Below are 16,823 nucleotides of genomic sequence, written 5' to 3' on the forward strand. Positions count from 1 at the left end.
CCCCACGGCGAATTGCGGCGAACTGCGACGAACCGCGGCGAAATTTATCCGCCGAGCAGGACCGCGCCTTCCATCGTCCGCACCCGCAACGCGAGCAGCGCCGCGAGCGACCGGCCCAGCGCGACATTGTCGCCCATCCGGTACATCCTGCTGACGCGCAATCCGGCGGCGGCCGGGTCGGCGATCACCAGCCGCGTCGCGCTGTAGCGGTTGGCCTCCTCGGCGACCGTCGCCAGCGTATCGTCGTGGAACGCCGCACGCCCGCTGGTCCAGGCCTGCGTCGCGGCAAGGTCGGGGCGATCGATCCGGCCCGCGCGCAGCCGCTCGCCACCGGTCAGCCGTCGCGCTGCGCCGGTCGTCGTCACCGCCGCGCTGCCCTCGATCGCGGTCACCGCCACCCGGTCGTCCCGGTCGCGGCGCAGGTCGAACCGGCCTGCCGCCGCGGTCATGTCACCGGCCCCGCGTCGATCGTGAACGGGGTCGTCAGCGGCGCCACGGTCAGGTCGACCCGACCGCGCGCGAGCCAGAGCCGCCGCCGCTCGGGCGTTGCGATCACGCGCACGCGGGTCGCCGCATCGAGCAGCAGCGACGAGCCGTCTTGCAGCCCGATCCGCCGCTGTTCGCCGATCCCCGTCTCGTACGGCGTCGCCGCATAGGCCGCCTGGAACGCAAACGTGCCGCCGGCCGTCGTCGCGGACAGCGCCACCAGCCCGGCGATCGCCCGGCGCCGCGTCACCGGCGCCCGCGACGGTGACGTCCCCGGCACCATGTCCCACAGATCGGTGGCACGCTCGAACCGCGCGGCATGATCGGGGTTCGCGGCGAGCCAGCACCGGAAGTCCGCCGCATCGCGCGGCGTCGCGTCGTCGGCATTGAGCCGCGCGATCCAGTCGGCGGCGGTTGGGTTGCTGGCTGCCCGGTTCGCATCGAAGCTGTTCGAGGGACGGCGGCCGGGCATCGCGAAACTTACCAACCCTCCGTCCAATCGGCCAAGAACGTCATCGCCTTGGCCATGTGCTTCTCGACCGCGCCCTGGCTTATGTCCAGCCGCTCGGCAATCTCGCGATATTTATACCCGTCGAGCCGCTGCATCAGGGAATATCTCGCGGGTCCGGGGCGTCAGCCGATCGATACCCTCGCGGACCCGCGCCAGCCGCGCCTTGGCGATCATCACCTCGTCCTGGATCGGTGCGGGATCGCGCAGCCAGTCGATCGCCTCGACCGGCTCGCAAGACCCGCGCACCGCCTCCCGGCGGAACGCGTCGCGCCCCCGGTTGACCGCGGCGTGAACCAGGAACGCCTCGTCGTTGCGCGGCGCGGTCGCCAGCCCCGCCATGCTGACATAGGCATCGTGGAGCAAATCCTCGCCATCCGTACGCCGCGTCATCCGCTCGACCTGCGCGCGCAACCGCGACCACCCCGCCCAAAGGCGGTTCGTGGCGGCATCGGGTTCCGCAAGGTTGGCCAAGGTCATGGCCCATGCGGGTATGGCCACGCCGGTACAGTTTGATGACGTCGCGACGACGGTTACATGACATCACCCCGATCCCGACGATCAGGCAGGCACCGCGCGCGCTTTGGTCGGGACTGCGGTCAGTGCAGCTTCAGTCGCGGCCGGACGATCTTGTTGACGTGGCCGACGACGATCAGCGCGCTGCCCTTGAGCCAGCCATGGATCGCGACGAGATGCATCCGGTACAGCGACAAATACACGAACCGCGCGAGCCGCCCCTCGACCGCCAGCTTGCCGCCCACGAGGTTGCCCATCAGCGTGCCGACCGTCGAGAACCGGCTGAGCGACACCAGCGACCCGTGATCCTTGTAGACGAAGGCGCGCGGCGGCTTGCCGGCCATCAGCCGGTTGAGATTGTCGAACACCGTCGATGCCATCTGGTGCGCCGCCTGCGCGCGTGGTGGCACGGGCCGATCGCGACCCGGCAGCACGCACGACGCGCAATCGCCCATCGCGAAGACGCGGTCGTCCACGCCGGTCTGGAGCGTCGGGGTCACGACGATCTGGCCACCCCGCGACAATTCGAGTCCGTCGAGCCCGCCAGGGATCGCCGCCGCCTTCACGCCCGCCGCCCAGACCTGGAGATCGGCGTCGATCCGGTCGCCATTGCCGGTCGTCATGCCGGTGCGATCCGATGCCGTGACGGGCGTATCGGTAAGGACGCGCACGCCGAGCACCTCGAGTTCGCGCTGCGCCGCCGCCGCCAGCCGCTCGGGGAGCGCGGGCAGGATGCGCGGCCCGGCCTCGATCAGCGTCACATCGAGGCGGCTGCCGTCGAACACCTCCAGGCCGTAATAGCCGAGTGCCGCGGCGGCGTTGAAGAGTTCAGCGGAAAGCTCGACGCCGGTCGCGCCGCCGCCGACGATCGCGACGCGGACGCGCGCGTTGCTGGCGGGGTCGGTGGTCATGGTACGCGACACGCGGAGGCACTGGTCGAGCAGGCGGTCGCGGAACCGGTCGGCCTGCGCCCGGCTGTCGAGGAAGGTGCAGTTCTCCACGACGCCGGGCGTGCCGAAATCATTGGTCACCGAGCCGTACGCCAACACCAGGTAATCGTAGCGGATGGCGTGCGCGGCGATCACCTCGCGGCCATCCTCGTCGAGCACCGGCGCGAGATGGACCTGGCGCGCGGTGCGGTCGATCGCGGCGAGCGCGCCATAGAAGAAGCGATAGCCCCAGCGGTGGCAATGGCTGCGATAGCCTACCTCGTCCATGTTGGCGTCGAGCGAGCCAGTCGCGACCTCGTGCAGCAACGGCTTCCAGATGTGCGTGCGGTTGCGATCGACGACGATGATGTCGTGCCGCTTGCGCCCGTAGCGCGCACCGAGCCGGGTCGCGAGTTCGAGCCCCGCCGCACCGCCGCCGACGATGACGATCTGGATCTTGGCCTTTGGATTTTGGGCCGGAGTCTGGACCGGATTTTGGGCCGTCATAGTGCAGTACCTTGGTTGGTCGGACCTCGCACGGGTCCTTTAGCCGGGGAGCCATCGGTCCGCGAACCCGGCTCTCGCCGTATCCGAGCGCGCGTCGATCTACTCAGCCGACCGACGCGACTGTATCGGGGCTTGGCGAAGTTTGGCCGCGACGTCTACGCCGTCGGCGGTCGCTTTGCGGCAGCCAGTAGTGAAAGGGCGGCTGCCAGCGCCGCCTCGGTGATGGGCTTCGCGACCACCGCGACCGCGGTATCGGCAAAGCGCGCGGCCATCGCTTCCTGCCCGGTGACGAAGGCGCACGGAACACCCTTGGCGGTCAGCCATTCGACCGCGGACGGCCCGCTCGGTCCATCCGCGAGATCGATATCCACCAACGCGCAGTCCATGTCGTCGACCGGCGATTCCGACTGCAAGTCGACGAAGCTGTCCAGCGATCCCGCGAAGACATGGCCCAGATCCTCGATCATCTGTTCGAGATGAAAGGCGATCAGCGGGTTATCCTCGAGACAGAAGACCCGCAATCGCGCGGCCGGGGTACGCGGTTCTACACTCATCTGTGGCCAACGCGGTCGAGCGTCAGGGGTTGCGCGACAAACGCGAGACCCGCCCCGAAACGGTACACCGCAGCCCTTCCGGTGCAAACGTCATCACCGGCTTCATTCCGAACACACTGCCGAGCGCCGCCTTCAGATAGCGCGTGCCATAGCCCGTCCGGGACGGCTCGACGACCGCCGGCCCCCTTCCTCCGTCCAGGCGATCGCCAGCGTCGCGGGCTCGTCCTCGGACAGGCTCCACGTGAACGATACGCGTCCCTCGGGCGTCGACAGGCCGCCATATTTGATCGCGTTGGTCGCGAGTTCGTGCAGGCACAAGGCGAGCGTCGTGCCCGCCTCGCGCGTCAGCATGATTTCCGGCCCCCGGTGACGACCCGACTGAGCCCCGGCAGGCGATAAGGCTCGAACGTGAGATCGACGATCGCCGAGATCGAAACCTCTTCGTCGGCGGCGTGGAAGACCGCGGAATGGACCCGCGACAACGCCTCCAGCCGTCCCCGGAAATCGTCGGCGAACTCGGCCAGCGTGTTGGCGCCGCGATGCGTCATCTCGAAAATCGAGGCGACGCTGGCGAGGATGTTCTTCACGCGGTGGTTGAGTTCGCGGCGCAGTTCGATCTCGCGCTCGATATGATCGCGCACGTCGCGCTGCCGCAACCGCGCCAGCATCGCGGACTGGACGCCGCTGATCAGTTCGACCGGCGTGACCGGGCGCTGGTAGAAGAGCTGCCGTGCGCGCGGCCAGACGCGCGCGAGTTCGGTGCGGACGCGGATCTGGTTCGAAGTCCGATCCAGCAGCACGACGATCGGCATCTCCGACCAGCTCGGTTGCGACGCCAGGTGGTCGGCGACGTTCTTCAGGATATCCGGCGTCAGCGCCTCGTGCGTCGCGACCAGCACGCCGGGCGACCTCGCCAGATAATCGTGGATCTCCGCGACATCGATGCAGACATCGACCGGGATGTCGTGCTCGACGAACAACTGCTTCAGATAGTCGGCATCACGCCGATAGGGCGCCAGGACCAGCACTTGGTCCAGCGTGGTATGATCGATCGGATCGAGTGCGCTCACGATTCCGGGAGAGGATTATACGGCACCACGGAAATCCCCGATCCCTGGATCATCAGTTCATGGACGAACAGGTCGTGCGGCCCGTGCCGTTTCTTCACCACCGTGATGTTGCGGCGCAGGCGCCCTCATGCTCGGCGATCCGCAACAGCAGCACCGTATCGCCGAGGAAGCTCACATCGACGTCGATCCCGACATTCTGGCCGAGCAGGCCATGCTGCGCGACGATCAACATGGTCAGGACACCCGAGCGCGCCAGGTATTTCAGCAACGACTGGATATCGCGGACCGCCTTGTCGCGCTGCGGCAGCGAGTTGAGATACCCGGTGAAGCTGTCGATGACGACCACGCGGGTCTTGTCCGTCTTGACGATACTCTGGACGACCTGCGCGAACTCGCCGGGCGAAATCTCGTTGGGATTGAAGTCCTTGATGACCAGCGCGCCGTCCTTGTGGAACTTGCGCAGGTCCATGCCAAGCCCTTCAGACCGGCGGAAGAACGTCTCGAGCCGCTCCTCGAACAGGAACAGCGCGACGTTCTCGCCGCGCTTCAGCGCCGCGGTCGCGTAGAGCGAGGCCATCGTCGACTTGCCGGTGCCGGACTGGCCGATCACCAGCGTCGTGGTGCCCGATTCCTGGCCGCCGCCGAACATCGCATCGAGTGTCTCGACGCCCGATTTGATCAGCTCGGGCTTTTCGACGTCGGACGCGTCGCCGGGAATGATGCGCGGGAATACCACGACGCCCTGCCCCTCGCGGATCGCCATGTCGTGATAGCCGTCGGCGATCGGCACGCCGCGCATCTTGCTGACCTCGATCCGCCGCCGTACCGCGCCGTAATCCTCCAGCGTCTTGTCGAACCGGATCACGCCGTGCGCGATACCCTCGACCTCTTCGCCGTTCATCGCCTCGCCGTTCTGCGTATCGAGCAGCAGCGCGACGACGTTGCGCTTGGCGAGGAACGCCTTGAAGCCGATCAGCTCGCGCCGGAAGCGTGGCGTATCGCCGGTGATCAGGCGGATTTCGAGCAGCGAGTCATAGACCAGGCGGCTCGGCTTATGCTCCTCGATCGCCTTTTCGATCGCCTGCCGGGTCTCGTCGAGACGCAGTTCGGCGGTCTGGAAGATCGTCTGGTCCGCGGCGCCGTTGACCGCGTCGGAGGCCGACAGTTCCTCGACGCGGATTCCGTCCATCGTCCAGCCGTGCGACACCGCTATCGATTCCAGCTCCGCCGCGGTCTGCGACAGGCTGACATAGATGCAGCGTTCGCCGGCCTCGACGCCCGCGCGCAGGAACTGCAACGCCGCCGTCGTCTTGCCCGCACCGGGCGCGCCTTGCAGCATATACAGGTTCGAGGGCGGCAGTCCGCCGCGCAGGATCTCGTCGAGGCCCGCAACACCTGTCGCGACGGGCTTGGCAATTTTACGCTTGGTCACGACGATCTCCGGCAGTCGCGCGCTGACTGCCATAGAATGCCGGGCGCGACCAGTCGGGGTGTGAGCCGGGTATGGAGTGTCCCCGGCCCCGCGCTGGACGATCACGCCGTCGCTGCTTCTTCCGTGCGGCGCCTGCATGCCATGGATCGCAGCACCACAACAGGTTGATTGGCCAGGATTATATTGATCGAGATCGACACGTTTCGGGAGGACATTATCGGCGCGTCGTTTCGTTGACCTGCGCCAGCGAATGGCTTTCGGAGAGAATGAACATGGCCGTGAAATTTGCAGGAACGATGAACGCGATCAATCGCGGACTGGACGCGACGAAGCCTGAAAAGGGTGCGGACATGGTGGAAGATTGGGAGGCCGCACTGGCCGATATCGACACGCCGGGCGCCAAGGGCATTTTGCGGGACCTCGCGTCGCTGCGCAAGCAGCTCGAAAAGGGCGAGCCCGACGCGGACCGGGTCCATGCCCTGCTCCACCGTCTCGGTACCGCGACGACGAAGATCGCCGACAAGGCGGACAAGTCGCGGGACAAGCTGAAGGCGCTGGGCGAAGCGTTGACCGAGGCTGGCGAAGATGCGCCGGACGAGGAAGAGGACGTCGCCGCCGCAGCGAGCCCGAAGCGCGCGCGCAAGAAGGCCTGAACGAAGGACGGGCCGGTCGATGCCGGCCCGTTCCCATCATCATCGTTCGTTGGAATGGCGGTCCTCGACCGGCGTATAATAACGCTCGATATCCCGCCCGGTCAGCGCATGCCCGCTGGACTGCTCGACCAGCGCCGCGATGTCGTCGTCGCTCTTACCGGCAGCCCGCAACTGCTCGATCTCATCGCTGATCATGTTGACGAAGGCCGGCACTGGAAAGCGTTCCTCGCCGAGCCCGAGTGCGTCCCGCAAATGCTTCTGCGCGCCCAGCGCCTCGGGAAGCGTGAATGCGATTTCGTCTGCCATTGCCACTCTCCCAAAGTAGAAAGGCTGCGACCGGAGACGATTGCCTCCAGCCGCAGCCCCGTCGATCACGAGATCAGGCGGTAACGGCCTCGGCCTTGGCGTTGATGGCGGACGTCGCCATCGCAGTCAGCTTGTCGTCGGTCGCATATTCCTCGTCGAGCGTTTCCTTGAGGATCGCTGCGATCTCGGAACGGCCGAGCTGGTTGGCCCAGGCGATCATCGTGCCGTAACGCGCGATCTCGTAATGCTCGACCGCCTGTGCCGAGGCGATCAACGCGGCGTCGAGCACCGCCTTGTCCTCGATCTCACCGGCGACTTCGTTGGCTTCCTTGATGATGCCGTCGATCGCCGGGCAGGTCACCGCCTTCGCCTTCTCGCCGAGCAGGTCGAAGATTTGCTCGAGGCGCGTAATCTGGCGCTCGGTTTCGGCGAGATGCGTGTCGAAACCCTGCTTCAGCGCAGGTGCGGTCGCCTTGGCGGCCATTTTCGGCAGCGCCTTGGCGATCTGGTTCTCGGCATAATAGACGTCCTGCAACTGGTGCAGGAACAGGTCGTCGAACGTCGCGATGTCTTTAGAAAACAGGCCCATGATACTTCCTCGCGTAGCTGCGTGTCGCGAAGCGATCCGCTCCGGTCATGCCGCAACGTCTCGCTTACCGAGGAAGTTTCGCCGAATGCGGCGACCTACCCGTGAGGCAGGACGGGCTCCCGTCTCCGCTACCCGTCGCAGCGCGCATTACCGCGTACCTTGCCGCACATATTGCAGCGGAGCCCTTCTTCGATTTTGTCCCGGCCGATCGGTCGAAAGCATCGCTCGCGCGTTGAGCCGATACGAACCGACACGGTAGAGGACGGAATTTGCCGCATTTTCTGGTTGCCGAGAGCGAGACCGCGGACGAGCGCGAGGCACGGCACCGCCATGCCGGCAAAAGCTCCGGCGAGACATATGCCGCGACGCTCGCGCAGCTACGTCCCGATGCCGAGATCACGATCGTCGCCCCCGCGGACGACGACGCGGACCAGTTCGGTGCCGATGACCTGCGCGCATTCGATGCCGTCTTCGTCACCGGATCTCCGCTGCACGTCTATGACGATACACCGGAGGTTCGCCGCCAGTTGCGGTTCATGCGCTCGGTCTTTGCGTCGGGAACGCCATCGTTCGGATCCTGCGCCGGTCTGCAACTTGCCGTTGCCGCCGCCGGGGGCATCGTCCGCAAGATGCCCGAGCGCATCGAAGCCGGGGTCGCGCGTCGGATCACCCCGACCGAGGCCGGACGAAACCACCCGCTGCTGGCCGGACGACCCGACAGTTGGGACGCGCCTGCCATCCATGGCGACGAGGTCGAAAGCCTTCCGGAAAATGCGACGCTGTTGGCGAGCAATGCCGTCACGACGATCCAGGCCGCCGAAATACGTCACGACGGCGGCGTGTTCTGGGGCGTGCAATATCATCCCGAGCTTGCCCCGGGCGAGATCGCGGTCGCGCTGCGTCGGCAGGCCAGCGACCTTATCGAAGCCGGCCTCGCCGACACGACGGACGATGTCGAGATGCGCGCGGCACAGCTCGACACGCTGCATGATGATCCAGACCGTCGCTCGATCCATTGGTCGCTCGGCATCGACGCGCAATTCGCACAGGAATCGAACCGGCGCATCGAGCTGTCCAATTTCCTGAATCATCTTGTCGAGCCGAACGCCGGACCGCGGTCCGACCAGGACCCGGCACCCGCCGATCTATGCCCGGCCTGACGACACCCTTACCTCAACCAGGAGCCTGACAATGCCAACCACCCTCAAAGCCAAGTTCGACACGCGTCGCGAAGCCGAAATGACCGTCGAACGCCTCGTTCAGGAGCAGGGAATCGACCGCAAGGACATTCTCATCGCTACCGACGGCGGCGACAACAGCGTCGGCAGCGAGCAGGCCGGCGCGGACACGGCCGGCGAAGACCCCACCCCGCAGTCGCGGGACGACGCCGCATTGGCCGGCAAGATCGTCGTGTCGGTCGATATCGCGGACGATGCCCGCGCCGCCGAGGTCAAGGCAGCGTTCAACGAATTCGACGCCAGCGACGTTCAGGGCTGACGCCTGCACATCCGGCGCGGGGCAATCCCCGCGTCGGATGATCCGTTTGCGGACGCGCAATTCTTAGGCCGTTCGAGATCTAGAGCGGCGCGAGGCTTCGGAACGTAGCCATAACGGCGGTCTCGTCGATCGGTTTGGTCAGGATCACGGCCGGCGGATCGCAGGGAATGCAGGCTTCGGGTGTTCCGGTGATGAACATCACGGGGATATTGCCATGGGCGGCGATGATGCGCTGCACGGCCAATGGCCCGGTCCCTTCATGCAACCTGACATCGGACACGATCATCTGCGGACAATGCGTGCCTGCTGCATCCACCGCGGCGGTTTCGCTATCCGCCTGGGCGATCGAGGTCGCACCTGCACGCTCGATCACGCTCGTGATATGATCGGCGATCAACCAGTCATCCTCGATCACAAGCACATGGCACATCGGCGGTTCCAATTTTCGTCAGGCTGTCGCAACGCGCTTGGCAGCAGATCGGGCCCGATGTTTCACGCGGTACGGGTCATTCCGCATCGTCCGAATTCGCCGCTGCCGTTGCGAACCAGGCGGCGTAGGGCGTCGTCCGCGCCATGTGCCGGTTGAGATCGGGCGCGCCGTCGGTCCACCATACCGGTCCGCGCTCGCCCAGGGCATGCTTGGCCGCATCGACGGCGTCATGCGCCGCCTTTTCCGCCACGGGATCGCCCGCCCGCCGCGCGCTCGCGACATTACGGCGGCCGTCCATCAAGGCCGCGACGTGTCGGCTCCGATCGGACTCCGACAGACCGGGATTGGCCGCACGCCATAGCCGCCCGCGGACGACGATGTACCGTCCGTCCGGCGTCGTCAGCGCAACCGGTTTTGCCACCTACAGCGGTGCGTCGATGACGAAGACGACGCCGGTGCTGCGATACTCGATGTTCGCTGTGCCGCGCATGTGCTGCGCCAGGACGCGCTCGATCATCCGCGAGCCGAAGCCCGTACGGGTCGGCGCGCTCACTGTCGGTCCGCCCGATTCTTCCCAGGCGAATGCGAGGCGCCGGCCGCCGTCGCCTATCCCGACGCTCCATGTGATCGAGACGTGACCGCCGGCGGTGCTCAGTGCGCCATATTTGCTGGCGTTGGTCGCCAGTTCGTGAAGGGCCATCGACAGCGCGAGAGTGACCCGCGGCTCGAGGCGGATATTGGGACCGTCGACCGAGAACAGACGTCCGCGACCGTCGTCGAACGGCGCCATGACTCCGGAGACGATATCGGCGATCGTCGCGCCGTCCACTTCATCGCGCAGCAACAGGTCGTGCGCGATCGCGAGTGAGCCGATCCGCGCGCCGATCGTGTCGCGCGCATCCGACATCGAGACGGCGTCGCGCAGCGTCTGGTTGACGATCGCGCTGACCGTCGCGAGCGTATTCTTGACCCGGTGCGTGAGTTCGCCGGCCAGCAAGGCGCGGTGTTCCTCGACCCGCTTGCGCTCGGTTATGTCGGTCGAGAACCCGGTCATGGTCAGCGCCGTACCGTCCGCGCGGGTCAGCAATTCGCCGCGGACCGCGACCCAGCGGAGTTCGCCTTCGCCCGTCACCACGCGGTACTCGATATCATAGTCGCACCCGGTGCCGGCGGTCGCCTCGATCGCCGCCAGCACCTGCGCACGGTCCTCGGGATGGATCGCGCCGACGAATTCCGCATATCCGAACTCGGAATCGGGCGCGTAGCCGAACACGATCTTACAACCGTTTGATGCATCAAGGTGCCGACTACCCGGATCAAACGTCCACGAGCCCAACCGCCCCGCCTTGAGTGCAAAGTCGAGACGCGCGGTACTGTCCGCGAGCTGTGCCTTCGTATCGGCCGCGGACGCCTCGAGTTCGCGTTGCTCGGCCGCCAGCTTGACGAACGTCTCGCGCTCGAGCGTCACGTCGTGCTGCGACGCGATGCAATAGCGAAGCTGCCTGTTCTGATCCAGTACCGGCGCCACCAGGAGACGGTTCCAGAACGGCGTTCCGTCCTTGCGGTAATTGAGAAGGTCGACCTCGATCCGCTCGGACCTGGCCACCGCCTCGCGGATGCGTGCGACATCCTCCGCTTTCGTTTCGGGACCTTGGAGAAAACGGCAGTTCCGACCGACGACTTCGGGTTGGGCGTAGCCGGTTAGGTGTTCGAACGCGAAATTCACATAAATTATCGGGTTGTCGACGAGCGTCGGATCGCTGATCGCCATCGGCAGATTGGCGTCGTTGAAGATCGCCACGAACGGATCGGCGGCATCGAGCGAGCGCACGAACGCAGCGATCGCCGCGACGCGATCGGCATCCTCGTCGCTCGAGGGCTGCTGGTTCCTACTCTGTTCCAAACAGGCGTTTAGCTATCCTGCTTTCCGCGCGTCCACAATAGGAGCACGATGCGTCGCTGCCACGACGCGCTCGGTCGCCCGCAGAAATCCGCCGCGGAATTATCGATCCTACGTCGCGGGACCAGGCGCACTGATTTCGATCAATACGATTCTCGACCTCGGCGTAATCCACCGCCACTTCCCCTTCGCGACCCTTGCCGTCCCCCCAACATCCCCTACACATCCAACACAATACCAATCTGATACCGGAGAGCTGAGCGATGCACGGCAACAGCAAGATCGGCGCCTCTGCGCTGATGATGGCGATGGCAAGCCTGACGGCGGGCGCCAGCGCGACTCCGTATCGGCGCAACCTGTGACGCTGCCGGCGCTGTTCCCGACCCCCACGTCGATCGACCTCGGCACCGGCAGTATCACGCTAGGCCGCGCGGTCGTCCTGGTCGCCGCCCCCGGCACCGATCCCGAGACCGTCGCGCTGGTCCGCGAGATCCTCGTCACCGCAGGCATCGAGACGATCGCCACCGCCAAGCGCCTCCCCGCCACGCCAGACCGCCCGCACATCGTGCTCGGCACCGGCGACACCGCCCTCGTTCGCGACGCGCTTGGCCGCAGCAGGGCCACGCTCGACACGCACGCCGAGGGCTATACGATCGCCTCCGTCGCAGCCGGCGCGGGCATCGTCACGCTGGCGGGCAACGACGCCGATGGCCTGTTCCACGCGGTCCAGACCTTCCGCCAGCTCGCCCGGCGCGCCAGCCTGCCCGCGCTGGTGATCCAGGATCACCCCGCAATGCCGATCCGCGGCACGATCGAGGGCTTTACGGTGCGCCCTGGTCGATGGCGGATCGCACCAAGCATCTCGACTTCCTCGCCACGGTGAAGGCGAACACCTATGTCTACAGCCCGAAGGACGATCCATACGCGCGCGATCGGTGGCGCGAGGCCTATCCCGCCGCGACGTTGTCGTCGCTGGGCACGCTGGCCCAGACCGCCCGGCGCAACCATGTCGACTTCGTCTACGCGGTCTCGCCCGGGCCGTCGGTCTGCTTCTCCGACCCCGCCGACGTGCAGGCGCTGGAACGCAAGTTCGACGCGTTGCGGGCGATCGGCGTCGGCAGCTTCTACGTCGCGCTCGACGACATCGAATACACCAAGTGGAATTGCGAGCGCGACAAGACCGCGTTCGGCCCCTCGGGCGCGGAAGCGGCCGGCGTCGCGCAAGCGCAATTGCTTAATGCGGTGCAGGCCAGCCTGAGCGCCAAGGACCCGGGCGCGCGCCCGCTGATCATGGTGCCGACCGAATATTACGACGCGAAGGAAACCCCGTACAAGGCGGCGTTGCGCAAGCATCTCGACCCGCGGATCGTCGTCCAGTGGACCGGCACCGACGTCGTCCCGCCCGCCATCTCGATCCCCGACGCCAAGGCAGCGACCAAGGCGTTCGGCCGCAAGACGCTGTTATGGGACAATTATCCGGTCAACGATTACGCACAGACCACCGGTCGGCTGCTAATGGCGCCCTATGCGCGGCGCGAGGCCGGGCTGTCGGGCGAACTGACCGGCATTCTGTCCAACCCGATGAACCAGGAGGCTCCGAGCCGCCCGGCAGTAACCGGCGTCGCCGCGTTCGGCTGGAACGACACGGCCTATGATGCCGAGCGGACCTGGCATTTCTCCGCGCGCGAACTGGCGGGCGGCGACGAACGCGCGACCGCGGCCTTGCTGACCTTCTTCGATACGCAGCACATGGCGCCGACCTTCGGCAGCCAGCCCTGGCAGGAGCAGGCACCGCGGCTCAAGGCGGCGCTCGACGCGGTGCGCGAGGCGCTGGCGGATGGCGATGCGGCGGCACGGCAGCGGGCGATCGCCGACCTGACCGAGCGCGCCGACGGTATCGCCAACGCGCCCGACATCATCCGCTCCGGGACGAGCGACCCCGGCTTCGCGGCGCAGTCGCGACCGTGGCTAGACGCGATGCAGCTTTGGGGACGCGCGCTCCAGCTGACCGCTGCGGGACTGGACGCCGCGAACCAAGGCAGCGGCGCTGCGGACCGTTATTTCGCCGACGCCAAGCGGCTCGCCAGCGAGGCGGCAGCAATCAAGACCATCCCCGGTGCGACCCGGTTCGACGGTCCGATCAAGATCGCCGACGGCGTGCTGGACCAGTTCGTGACCGACGCGCCGACGTTGATCGCGGTCGGTTCGGGGGATCGTGTTGGCCCCGGCACGGAGCGGTAACGGGGACCCAGGCGTAGGTTTCCGGCGAGGCGGGATCGGGTCGGGAATGTCGCCGATCAAGGCTGCACTCCGTTACTGCGGCCTTTCCAACTGGGCCCCGGCCTCCGCCGGGGTGGTGCGTGTGTTTAGAGGGATGGCCGCCGACGTGCTCCGCGGTCGACCGTCCCGCCGACCAAGTTTTCGATTTTGCGGCACCCGCAAGCTCTTCATCACCGGCGTGACACGCCGGCTCACCCTCCGCAACCGGACGCACGCGGAGACACTTGGCGACCCGACTCACCCGTTAATCCTCCCCGCAAGGGGAGGTGGCTGGCTCTTGCCAGACGGAGGGGAGGTAAGGGATAACCGCTGTTCCGGGTCCTCCCCTCCGTCGCCTTCGGCGCCACCTCCCCTTGCGGGGAGGATCCAACCTGCGCCCGCCAGCGATCGAACCGCTTGGGAGTCAGCGTCCCCGCCTCGATCGCGGCGCGAACGGCGCAACCGGACGCACGTCGCGACACTGTCGATCCGACGCACCGGTTAATCCTCCCCGCAAGGGGAGGTGGCTGGCTCTTGCCAGACGGAGGGGGAGGTGAGGGATAACCGCTGTTCCGGGTCCTCCCCTCCGTCGCCTACGGCGCCACCTCCCTGGCGGGGGAGGATTGAACCTGCTCCCGCCGGCGAGACCGGACTCCGGAACGAACACGGCAGGACGGCGAGCGGCGTTCATCCCGGTGTGAACTGACCTCCGATCCGGCCTGTCCACGCCCGCTAGCGCGATCGTCGCTTGGTGAGTTTGGCGGCGTTTGCGGTTTCCTCGGCTTCCAGCCTGCGCCAGCGATCGAACCGCTCGGGGTCAGCGTGCCTGCCTCGATCGCGGCGCGAACGGCGCAACCGGACGCACGTCGCGACACTGGCGATACGACGCACCCGTTAATCCTCCCCGGCAAGGGGAGGTGGCTGGCTCTTGCCAGACGGAGGGGAGGTAAGGGATAACCGCTGTTCCGGGTCCGCCCCTCCGTCGCCTACGGCGCCACCTCCCTGGCGGGGAGGATTCAACCTGCGTCCGCCAGCGATACGGACTCCGGAACGAACACGGTAGGACGGCGAGCGGCGTTCATTTGGCGGTGTGAACTGACCTCCGATCCGGCCTGTCCGAGCCCGCTAGCGCGATCGTCGCTTGGTGAGTTTGGCGGCGTTTGCGGTTTCCTCGGCTTCCAGCCTGCGCCAGCGATCGAACCGCTCGGGGTCAGCGTGCCTGCCTCGATCGCGGCGCGAACGGCGCAACCGGACGCACGTCGCGACACTGGCGATACGACGCACCCGTTAATCCTCCCCGGCAAGGGGAGGTGGCTGGCTCTTGCCAGACGGAGGGGGAGGTAAGGGATAACCGCTGTTCCGGGTCCGCCTCCTCCGTCGCCTACGGCGCCACCTCCCTGGCGGGAGGATTCAACCTGCGTCCGCCAGCGATACGGACTCCGGAACGAACACGGTAGGACGGCGAGCGGCGTTCATTTGGCGGTGTGAACTGACCTCCGATCCGGCCTGTCCGAGCCCGCTAGCGCGATCGTCGCTTGGTGAGTTTGGCGGCGTTTGCGGTTTCCTCGGCTTCCAGCCTGCGCCAGCGATCGAACCGCTCGGGGGTCAGCGTGCCTGCCTCGATCGCGGCGCGAACGGCGCATCCGGGCTCGACGCCGTGCGAACAGTCCGAAAATTTGCAGTCCTGTGCCGCCAGCGCGAAATCGTCGAAGACCTCGGCGATGCCGGTTGCCGCATCGGACAGTTGCAGTTCGCGCATCCCCGGCAGGTCGAGCAGCCAGCCGCCATGATCGAGGCGGTGCATCTCGCGGACCGTGGTGGTGTGCCGGCCGGTGGAATCGTGCGCGCGAACCGCCTGCGTCGCGATGCTGTCGGACCCGCGCAACGAGTTCACCAGCGTCGACTTGCCGACGCCCGAGGAGCCCAGAAAGGCGACGGTCTTGCCGGGGCCGCACCACGCCGCGAGCCCGGCGACGTCGGCTGGATCGCGGCCGTTGACGGTCTGGACCAGCAGGCCCGGCTCGATCGCGCGCGCGGCAGCCGCGAACACCTCGGGCCTGTCGGTCAGGTCGGATTTGGTGAGGACCACGACCGGGTCCACCCCGACCTCGCGCGCCAACACCAGATAGCGCTCGAGCCGCGCGACGCTGAAATCCTGGTTGCACGAGGCGACGATGAACACCGTGTCGACGTTTGCCGCGATCATCTGATCCCTGCGCGGATCGGCCGGCGAGCGTCGCTTGAACAGGTTCATCCGCTGGAGAACGCGCACGGGCTGCACCGTCGCGCCATCGACGAGCACCCAGTCGCCGACGGTCGGATGATCGTCGGTCGGCAGCGCACCGGGAATATACGGGGTGATGAAACGCTGTGGGCCCAGCCCGGCGACCGCGATCTTGCCGCGATGGACCGCCATTACCCGGACGGGATGACACAGCAGCGCCTCGTCGGGTGAAACCTGCTCGCTGAAAAACGCATTCCAGCCAAGCTCTTCCAAGGTCTCTTCGGTCGATTTCATAGGGTTGCAGCAGCGGCTTTCTTTGCGATCCGGTCGGCGATCGTCCCGTGCCGGCGGCGATACCGGCATATCGATATGGGCGCTTTCGCAGCCGAAAGCACGAACTCCCCGTCGATCGGAGTAGGCCGGACGAAGCACGGCGTCCCGCGATCGCTCCAAACTGTCCCGCTGGACGCAAACGGCATCACGTCACTGATAATGGGTGGTGTTCTCGAACCCGTCGTTCGCCTTGGCCATCTTGATCAGCTTCTTGATGAAGGTGCGGACATGCCGGTCGAAGCGCGTGTCGTTATACACGCCGCGCCAGACATAGTCGTCACGATCGAGCAAGGTCCTCAGCTCGTCCATGAAACCAGCCTGGGCGTTCGTCGCGGGCTTGGCCTTCATCAGCGTGCAGACCATTTCCTCCGCCGTAGCCTTGTCGCAATCGTCCTGGCGATCCCGCCCCGCGCGCTCCGCGACCACCTGATCGGACCGCGCGGCGGCGACGCGGCTTTCCAGCCATTTGCGGACGATCGCGCCGTCCCAGGTCTTTCCCGCACCATCCACCACACGCAACTCCGGTTCAATCGACGCCATATTATCGCCACCACCGATCGCGCGCGACAGGCCGCGCAGGCGAGATCGGACCGACAAGCGGGCAGCCCCGTACACCGCCACGCACGCGCC

Annotated in this window: 21 protein-coding genes; 5 read left to right on the forward strand and 16 right to left on the reverse strand. The window is 66.6% G+C overall.

From position 1 onward, the window contains the following. Window positions 1-44: 44 nt before the first annotated feature. The 9 genes from AC0IX7_RS09110 to AC0IX7_RS09150 all read right to left on the reverse strand — a co-directional run bounded on the left by AC0IX7_RS09110 (window position 45) and on the right by AC0IX7_RS09150 (window position 6,002). Window positions 45-449, reverse strand: a complete 405-nt coding sequence (locus AC0IX7_RS09110) for a FecR family protein (RefSeq protein ID WP_471811484.1) — start codon at window positions 447-449, stop codon at window positions 45-47. Beyond that, complete coding sequence (locus tag AC0IX7_RS09115; protein ID WP_471811486.1) at window positions 446-958, reverse strand: DUF4880 domain-containing protein; 513 nt, start codon at window positions 956-958, stop codon at window positions 446-448. Before AC0IX7_RS09115 ends, AC0IX7_RS09110 begins: the two co-directional genes overlap by 4 nt. 8 nt (window positions 959-966) lie before the next feature. Continuing rightward, window positions 967-1,092 carry a sigma factor-like helix-turn-helix DNA-binding protein gene (locus AC0IX7_RS09120; protein WP_471811488.1) on the reverse strand — a complete coding sequence of 42 codons (126 nt, stop codon included), beginning with the start codon at window positions 1,090-1,092 and terminating at the stop codon, window positions 967-969. After that, entirely contained in the window at window positions 1,070-1,468 is a 399-nt protein-coding gene (locus AC0IX7_RS09125) for an RNA polymerase sigma factor (RefSeq protein ID WP_471811490.1), read from the reverse strand. Before AC0IX7_RS09125 ends, AC0IX7_RS09120 begins: the two co-directional genes overlap by 23 nt. A 125-nt stretch (window positions 1,469-1,593) precedes the next feature. Further along, complete coding sequence (locus AC0IX7_RS09130) at window positions 1,594-2,946, reverse strand: NAD(P)/FAD-dependent oxidoreductase (RefSeq protein WP_471811492.1); 1,353 nt, start codon at window positions 2,944-2,946, stop codon at window positions 1,594-1,596. A 155-nt stretch (window positions 2,947-3,101) separates the two neighbouring features. Then, on the reverse strand, window positions 3,102-3,500 hold the full coding sequence (locus AC0IX7_RS09135; RefSeq protein ID WP_471811494.1) for a response regulator: 399 nt from the start codon (window positions 3,498-3,500) through the stop codon (window positions 3,102-3,104). Between the two features lie 132 nt (window positions 3,501-3,632). Further along, on the reverse strand, window positions 3,633-3,851 hold the full coding sequence (locus AC0IX7_RS09140) for a hypothetical protein (RefSeq protein ID WP_471811495.1): 219 nt from the start codon (window positions 3,849-3,851) through the stop codon (window positions 3,633-3,635). Then, window positions 3,845-4,570, reverse strand: coding sequence for an HWE histidine kinase domain-containing protein (locus AC0IX7_RS09145; RefSeq protein ID WP_471811497.1), 726 nt, complete (start codon window positions 4,568-4,570; stop codon window positions 3,845-3,847). Before AC0IX7_RS09145 ends, AC0IX7_RS09140 begins: the two co-directional genes overlap by 7 nt. Before the next feature lie 94 nt (window positions 4,571-4,664). Beyond that, a complete protein-coding gene (locus AC0IX7_RS09150) occupies window positions 4,665-6,002 on the reverse strand; it encodes a DUF7125 family protein (RefSeq protein WP_471811499.1) in 1,338 nt (445 codons plus the stop codon). Window positions 6,003-6,274: 272 nt separating this feature from the next. Here AC0IX7_RS09150 and AC0IX7_RS09155 point away from each other — a divergent pair, with 272 nt between their 5' ends. Continuing rightward, window positions 6,275-6,655 (forward strand): hypothetical protein, encoded by a 381-nt coding sequence (locus AC0IX7_RS09155; protein WP_471811501.1) that lies wholly within the window; start codon window positions 6,275-6,277, stop codon window positions 6,653-6,655. 39 nt (window positions 6,656-6,694) lie between these two features. Here AC0IX7_RS09155 and AC0IX7_RS09160 read toward each other — a convergent pair whose 3' ends face one another. After that, window positions 6,695-6,961, reverse strand: a complete 267-nt coding sequence (locus tag AC0IX7_RS09160; RefSeq protein ID WP_471811503.1) for a hypothetical protein — start codon at window positions 6,959-6,961, stop codon at window positions 6,695-6,697. A 73-nt stretch (window positions 6,962-7,034) separates the two neighbouring features. Then, window positions 7,035-7,550, reverse strand: a complete 516-nt coding sequence (locus AC0IX7_RS09165) for a YciE/YciF ferroxidase family protein (RefSeq protein WP_187503248.1) — start codon at window positions 7,548-7,550, stop codon at window positions 7,035-7,037. Window positions 7,551-7,819: 269 nt separating this feature from the next. Between AC0IX7_RS09165 and AC0IX7_RS09170 the strand changes: the two genes are divergently transcribed. Beyond that, the gene (locus AC0IX7_RS09170; RefSeq protein WP_471811505.1) at window positions 7,820-8,710 is read left to right on the forward strand and encodes a type 1 glutamine amidotransferase; all 891 of its coding nucleotides are present in this window, start codon (window positions 7,820-7,822) and stop codon (window positions 8,708-8,710) included. Window positions 8,711-8,741: 31 nt separating this feature from the next. Continuing rightward, window positions 8,742-9,047 carry a hypothetical protein gene (locus AC0IX7_RS09175; protein WP_471811507.1) on the forward strand — a complete coding sequence of 102 codons (306 nt, stop codon included), beginning with the start codon at window positions 8,742-8,744 and terminating at the stop codon, window positions 9,045-9,047. A gap of 79 nt (window positions 9,048-9,126) precedes the next feature. On the opposite strand, the gene AC0IX7_RS09180 is transcribed toward AC0IX7_RS09175, so the two are convergent. From AC0IX7_RS09180 to AC0IX7_RS09190, 3 genes are all read right to left on the reverse strand, one after another. After that, a complete protein-coding gene (locus AC0IX7_RS09180; protein WP_471811509.1) occupies window positions 9,127-9,462 on the reverse strand; it encodes a response regulator in 336 nt (111 codons plus the stop codon). 91 nt (window positions 9,463-9,553) lie between these two features. Then, window positions 9,554-9,898, reverse strand: a complete 345-nt coding sequence (locus tag AC0IX7_RS09185; protein ID WP_471811511.1) for a hypothetical protein — start codon at window positions 9,896-9,898, stop codon at window positions 9,554-9,556. Then, complete coding sequence (locus tag AC0IX7_RS09190; protein WP_471811513.1) at window positions 9,899-11,380, reverse strand: PAS domain S-box protein; 1,482 nt, start codon at window positions 11,378-11,380, stop codon at window positions 9,899-9,901. A gap of 355 nt (window positions 11,381-11,735) precedes the next feature. On the opposite strand from AC0IX7_RS09190, the gene AC0IX7_RS09195 reads away from it, so the two are divergent. After that, window positions 11,736-12,260 (forward strand): glycoside hydrolase family 20 zincin-like fold domain-containing protein, encoded by a 525-nt coding sequence (locus AC0IX7_RS09195; RefSeq protein ID WP_471811515.1) that lies wholly within the window; start codon window positions 11,736-11,738, stop codon window positions 12,258-12,260. Next, entirely contained in the window at window positions 12,218-13,618 is a 1,401-nt protein-coding gene (locus AC0IX7_RS09200) for a protein O-GlcNAcase (protein WP_471811517.1), read from the forward strand. Before AC0IX7_RS09195 ends, AC0IX7_RS09200 begins: the two co-directional genes overlap by 43 nt. A 1,537-nt stretch (window positions 13,619-15,155) precedes the next feature. On the opposite strand, the gene rsgA is transcribed toward AC0IX7_RS09200, so the two are convergent. Continuing rightward, a complete protein-coding gene (gene rsgA / locus AC0IX7_RS09205; RefSeq protein WP_471811518.1) occupies window positions 15,156-16,154 on the reverse strand; it encodes a ribosome small subunit-dependent GTPase A in 999 nt (332 codons plus the stop codon). A 189-nt stretch (window positions 16,155-16,343) separates the two neighbouring features. Beyond that, entirely contained in the window at window positions 16,344-16,814 is a 471-nt protein-coding gene (locus tag AC0IX7_RS09210; RefSeq protein ID WP_471811520.1) for a hypothetical protein, read from the reverse strand. Window positions 16,815-16,823: the final 9 nt, after the last annotated feature.

It is taken from the genome of Sphingomonas sp. AC411, assembly GCF_979253035.1.

Bases quoted from the DNA above. Each gene is read 5' to 3' on its own strand.
- AC0IX7_RS09110 (WP_471811484.1), bottom strand. From the start codon at position 449: ATGACCGCGGCGGCAGGCCGGTTCGACCTGCGCCGCGACCGGGACGAC.
- AC0IX7_RS09115 (WP_471811486.1), bottom strand. From the start codon at position 958: ATGCCCGGCCGCCGTCCCTCGAACAGCTTCGATGCGAACCGGGCAGCC.
- AC0IX7_RS09120 (WP_471811488.1), bottom strand. From the start codon at position 1,092: ATGCAGCGGCTCGACGGGTATAAATATCGCGAGATTGCCGAGCGGCTG.
- AC0IX7_RS09130 (WP_471811492.1), bottom strand. From the start codon at position 2,946: ATGACGGCCCAAAATCCGGTCCAGACTCCGGCCCAAAATCCAAAGGCC.
- AC0IX7_RS09135 (WP_471811494.1), bottom strand. From the start codon at position 3,500: ATGAGTGTAGAACCGCGTACCCCGGCCGCGCGATTGCGGGTCTTCTGT.
- AC0IX7_RS09140 (WP_471811495.1), bottom strand. From the start codon at position 3,851: ATGCTGACGCGCGAGGCGGGCACGACGCTCGCCTTGTGCCTGCACGAA.
- AC0IX7_RS09155 (WP_471811501.1), top strand. From the start codon at position 6,275: ATGGCCGTGAAATTTGCAGGAACGATGAACGCGATCAATCGCGGACTG.
- AC0IX7_RS09160 (WP_471811503.1), bottom strand. From the start codon at position 6,961: ATGGCAGACGAAATCGCATTCACGCTTCCCGAGGCGCTGGGCGCGCAG.
- AC0IX7_RS09165 (WP_187503248.1), bottom strand. From the start codon at position 7,550: ATGGGCCTGTTTTCTAAAGACATCGCGACGTTCGACGACCTGTTCCTG.
- AC0IX7_RS09175 (WP_471811507.1), top strand. From the start codon at position 8,742: ATGCCAACCACCCTCAAAGCCAAGTTCGACACGCGTCGCGAAGCCGAA.
- AC0IX7_RS09200 (WP_471811517.1), top strand. From the start codon at position 12,218: ATGGCGGATCGCACCAAGCATCTCGACTTCCTCGCCACGGTGAAGGCG.
- rsgA (WP_471811518.1), bottom strand. From the start codon at position 16,154: ATGAAATCGACCGAAGAGACCTTGGAAGAGCTTGGCTGGAATGCGTTT.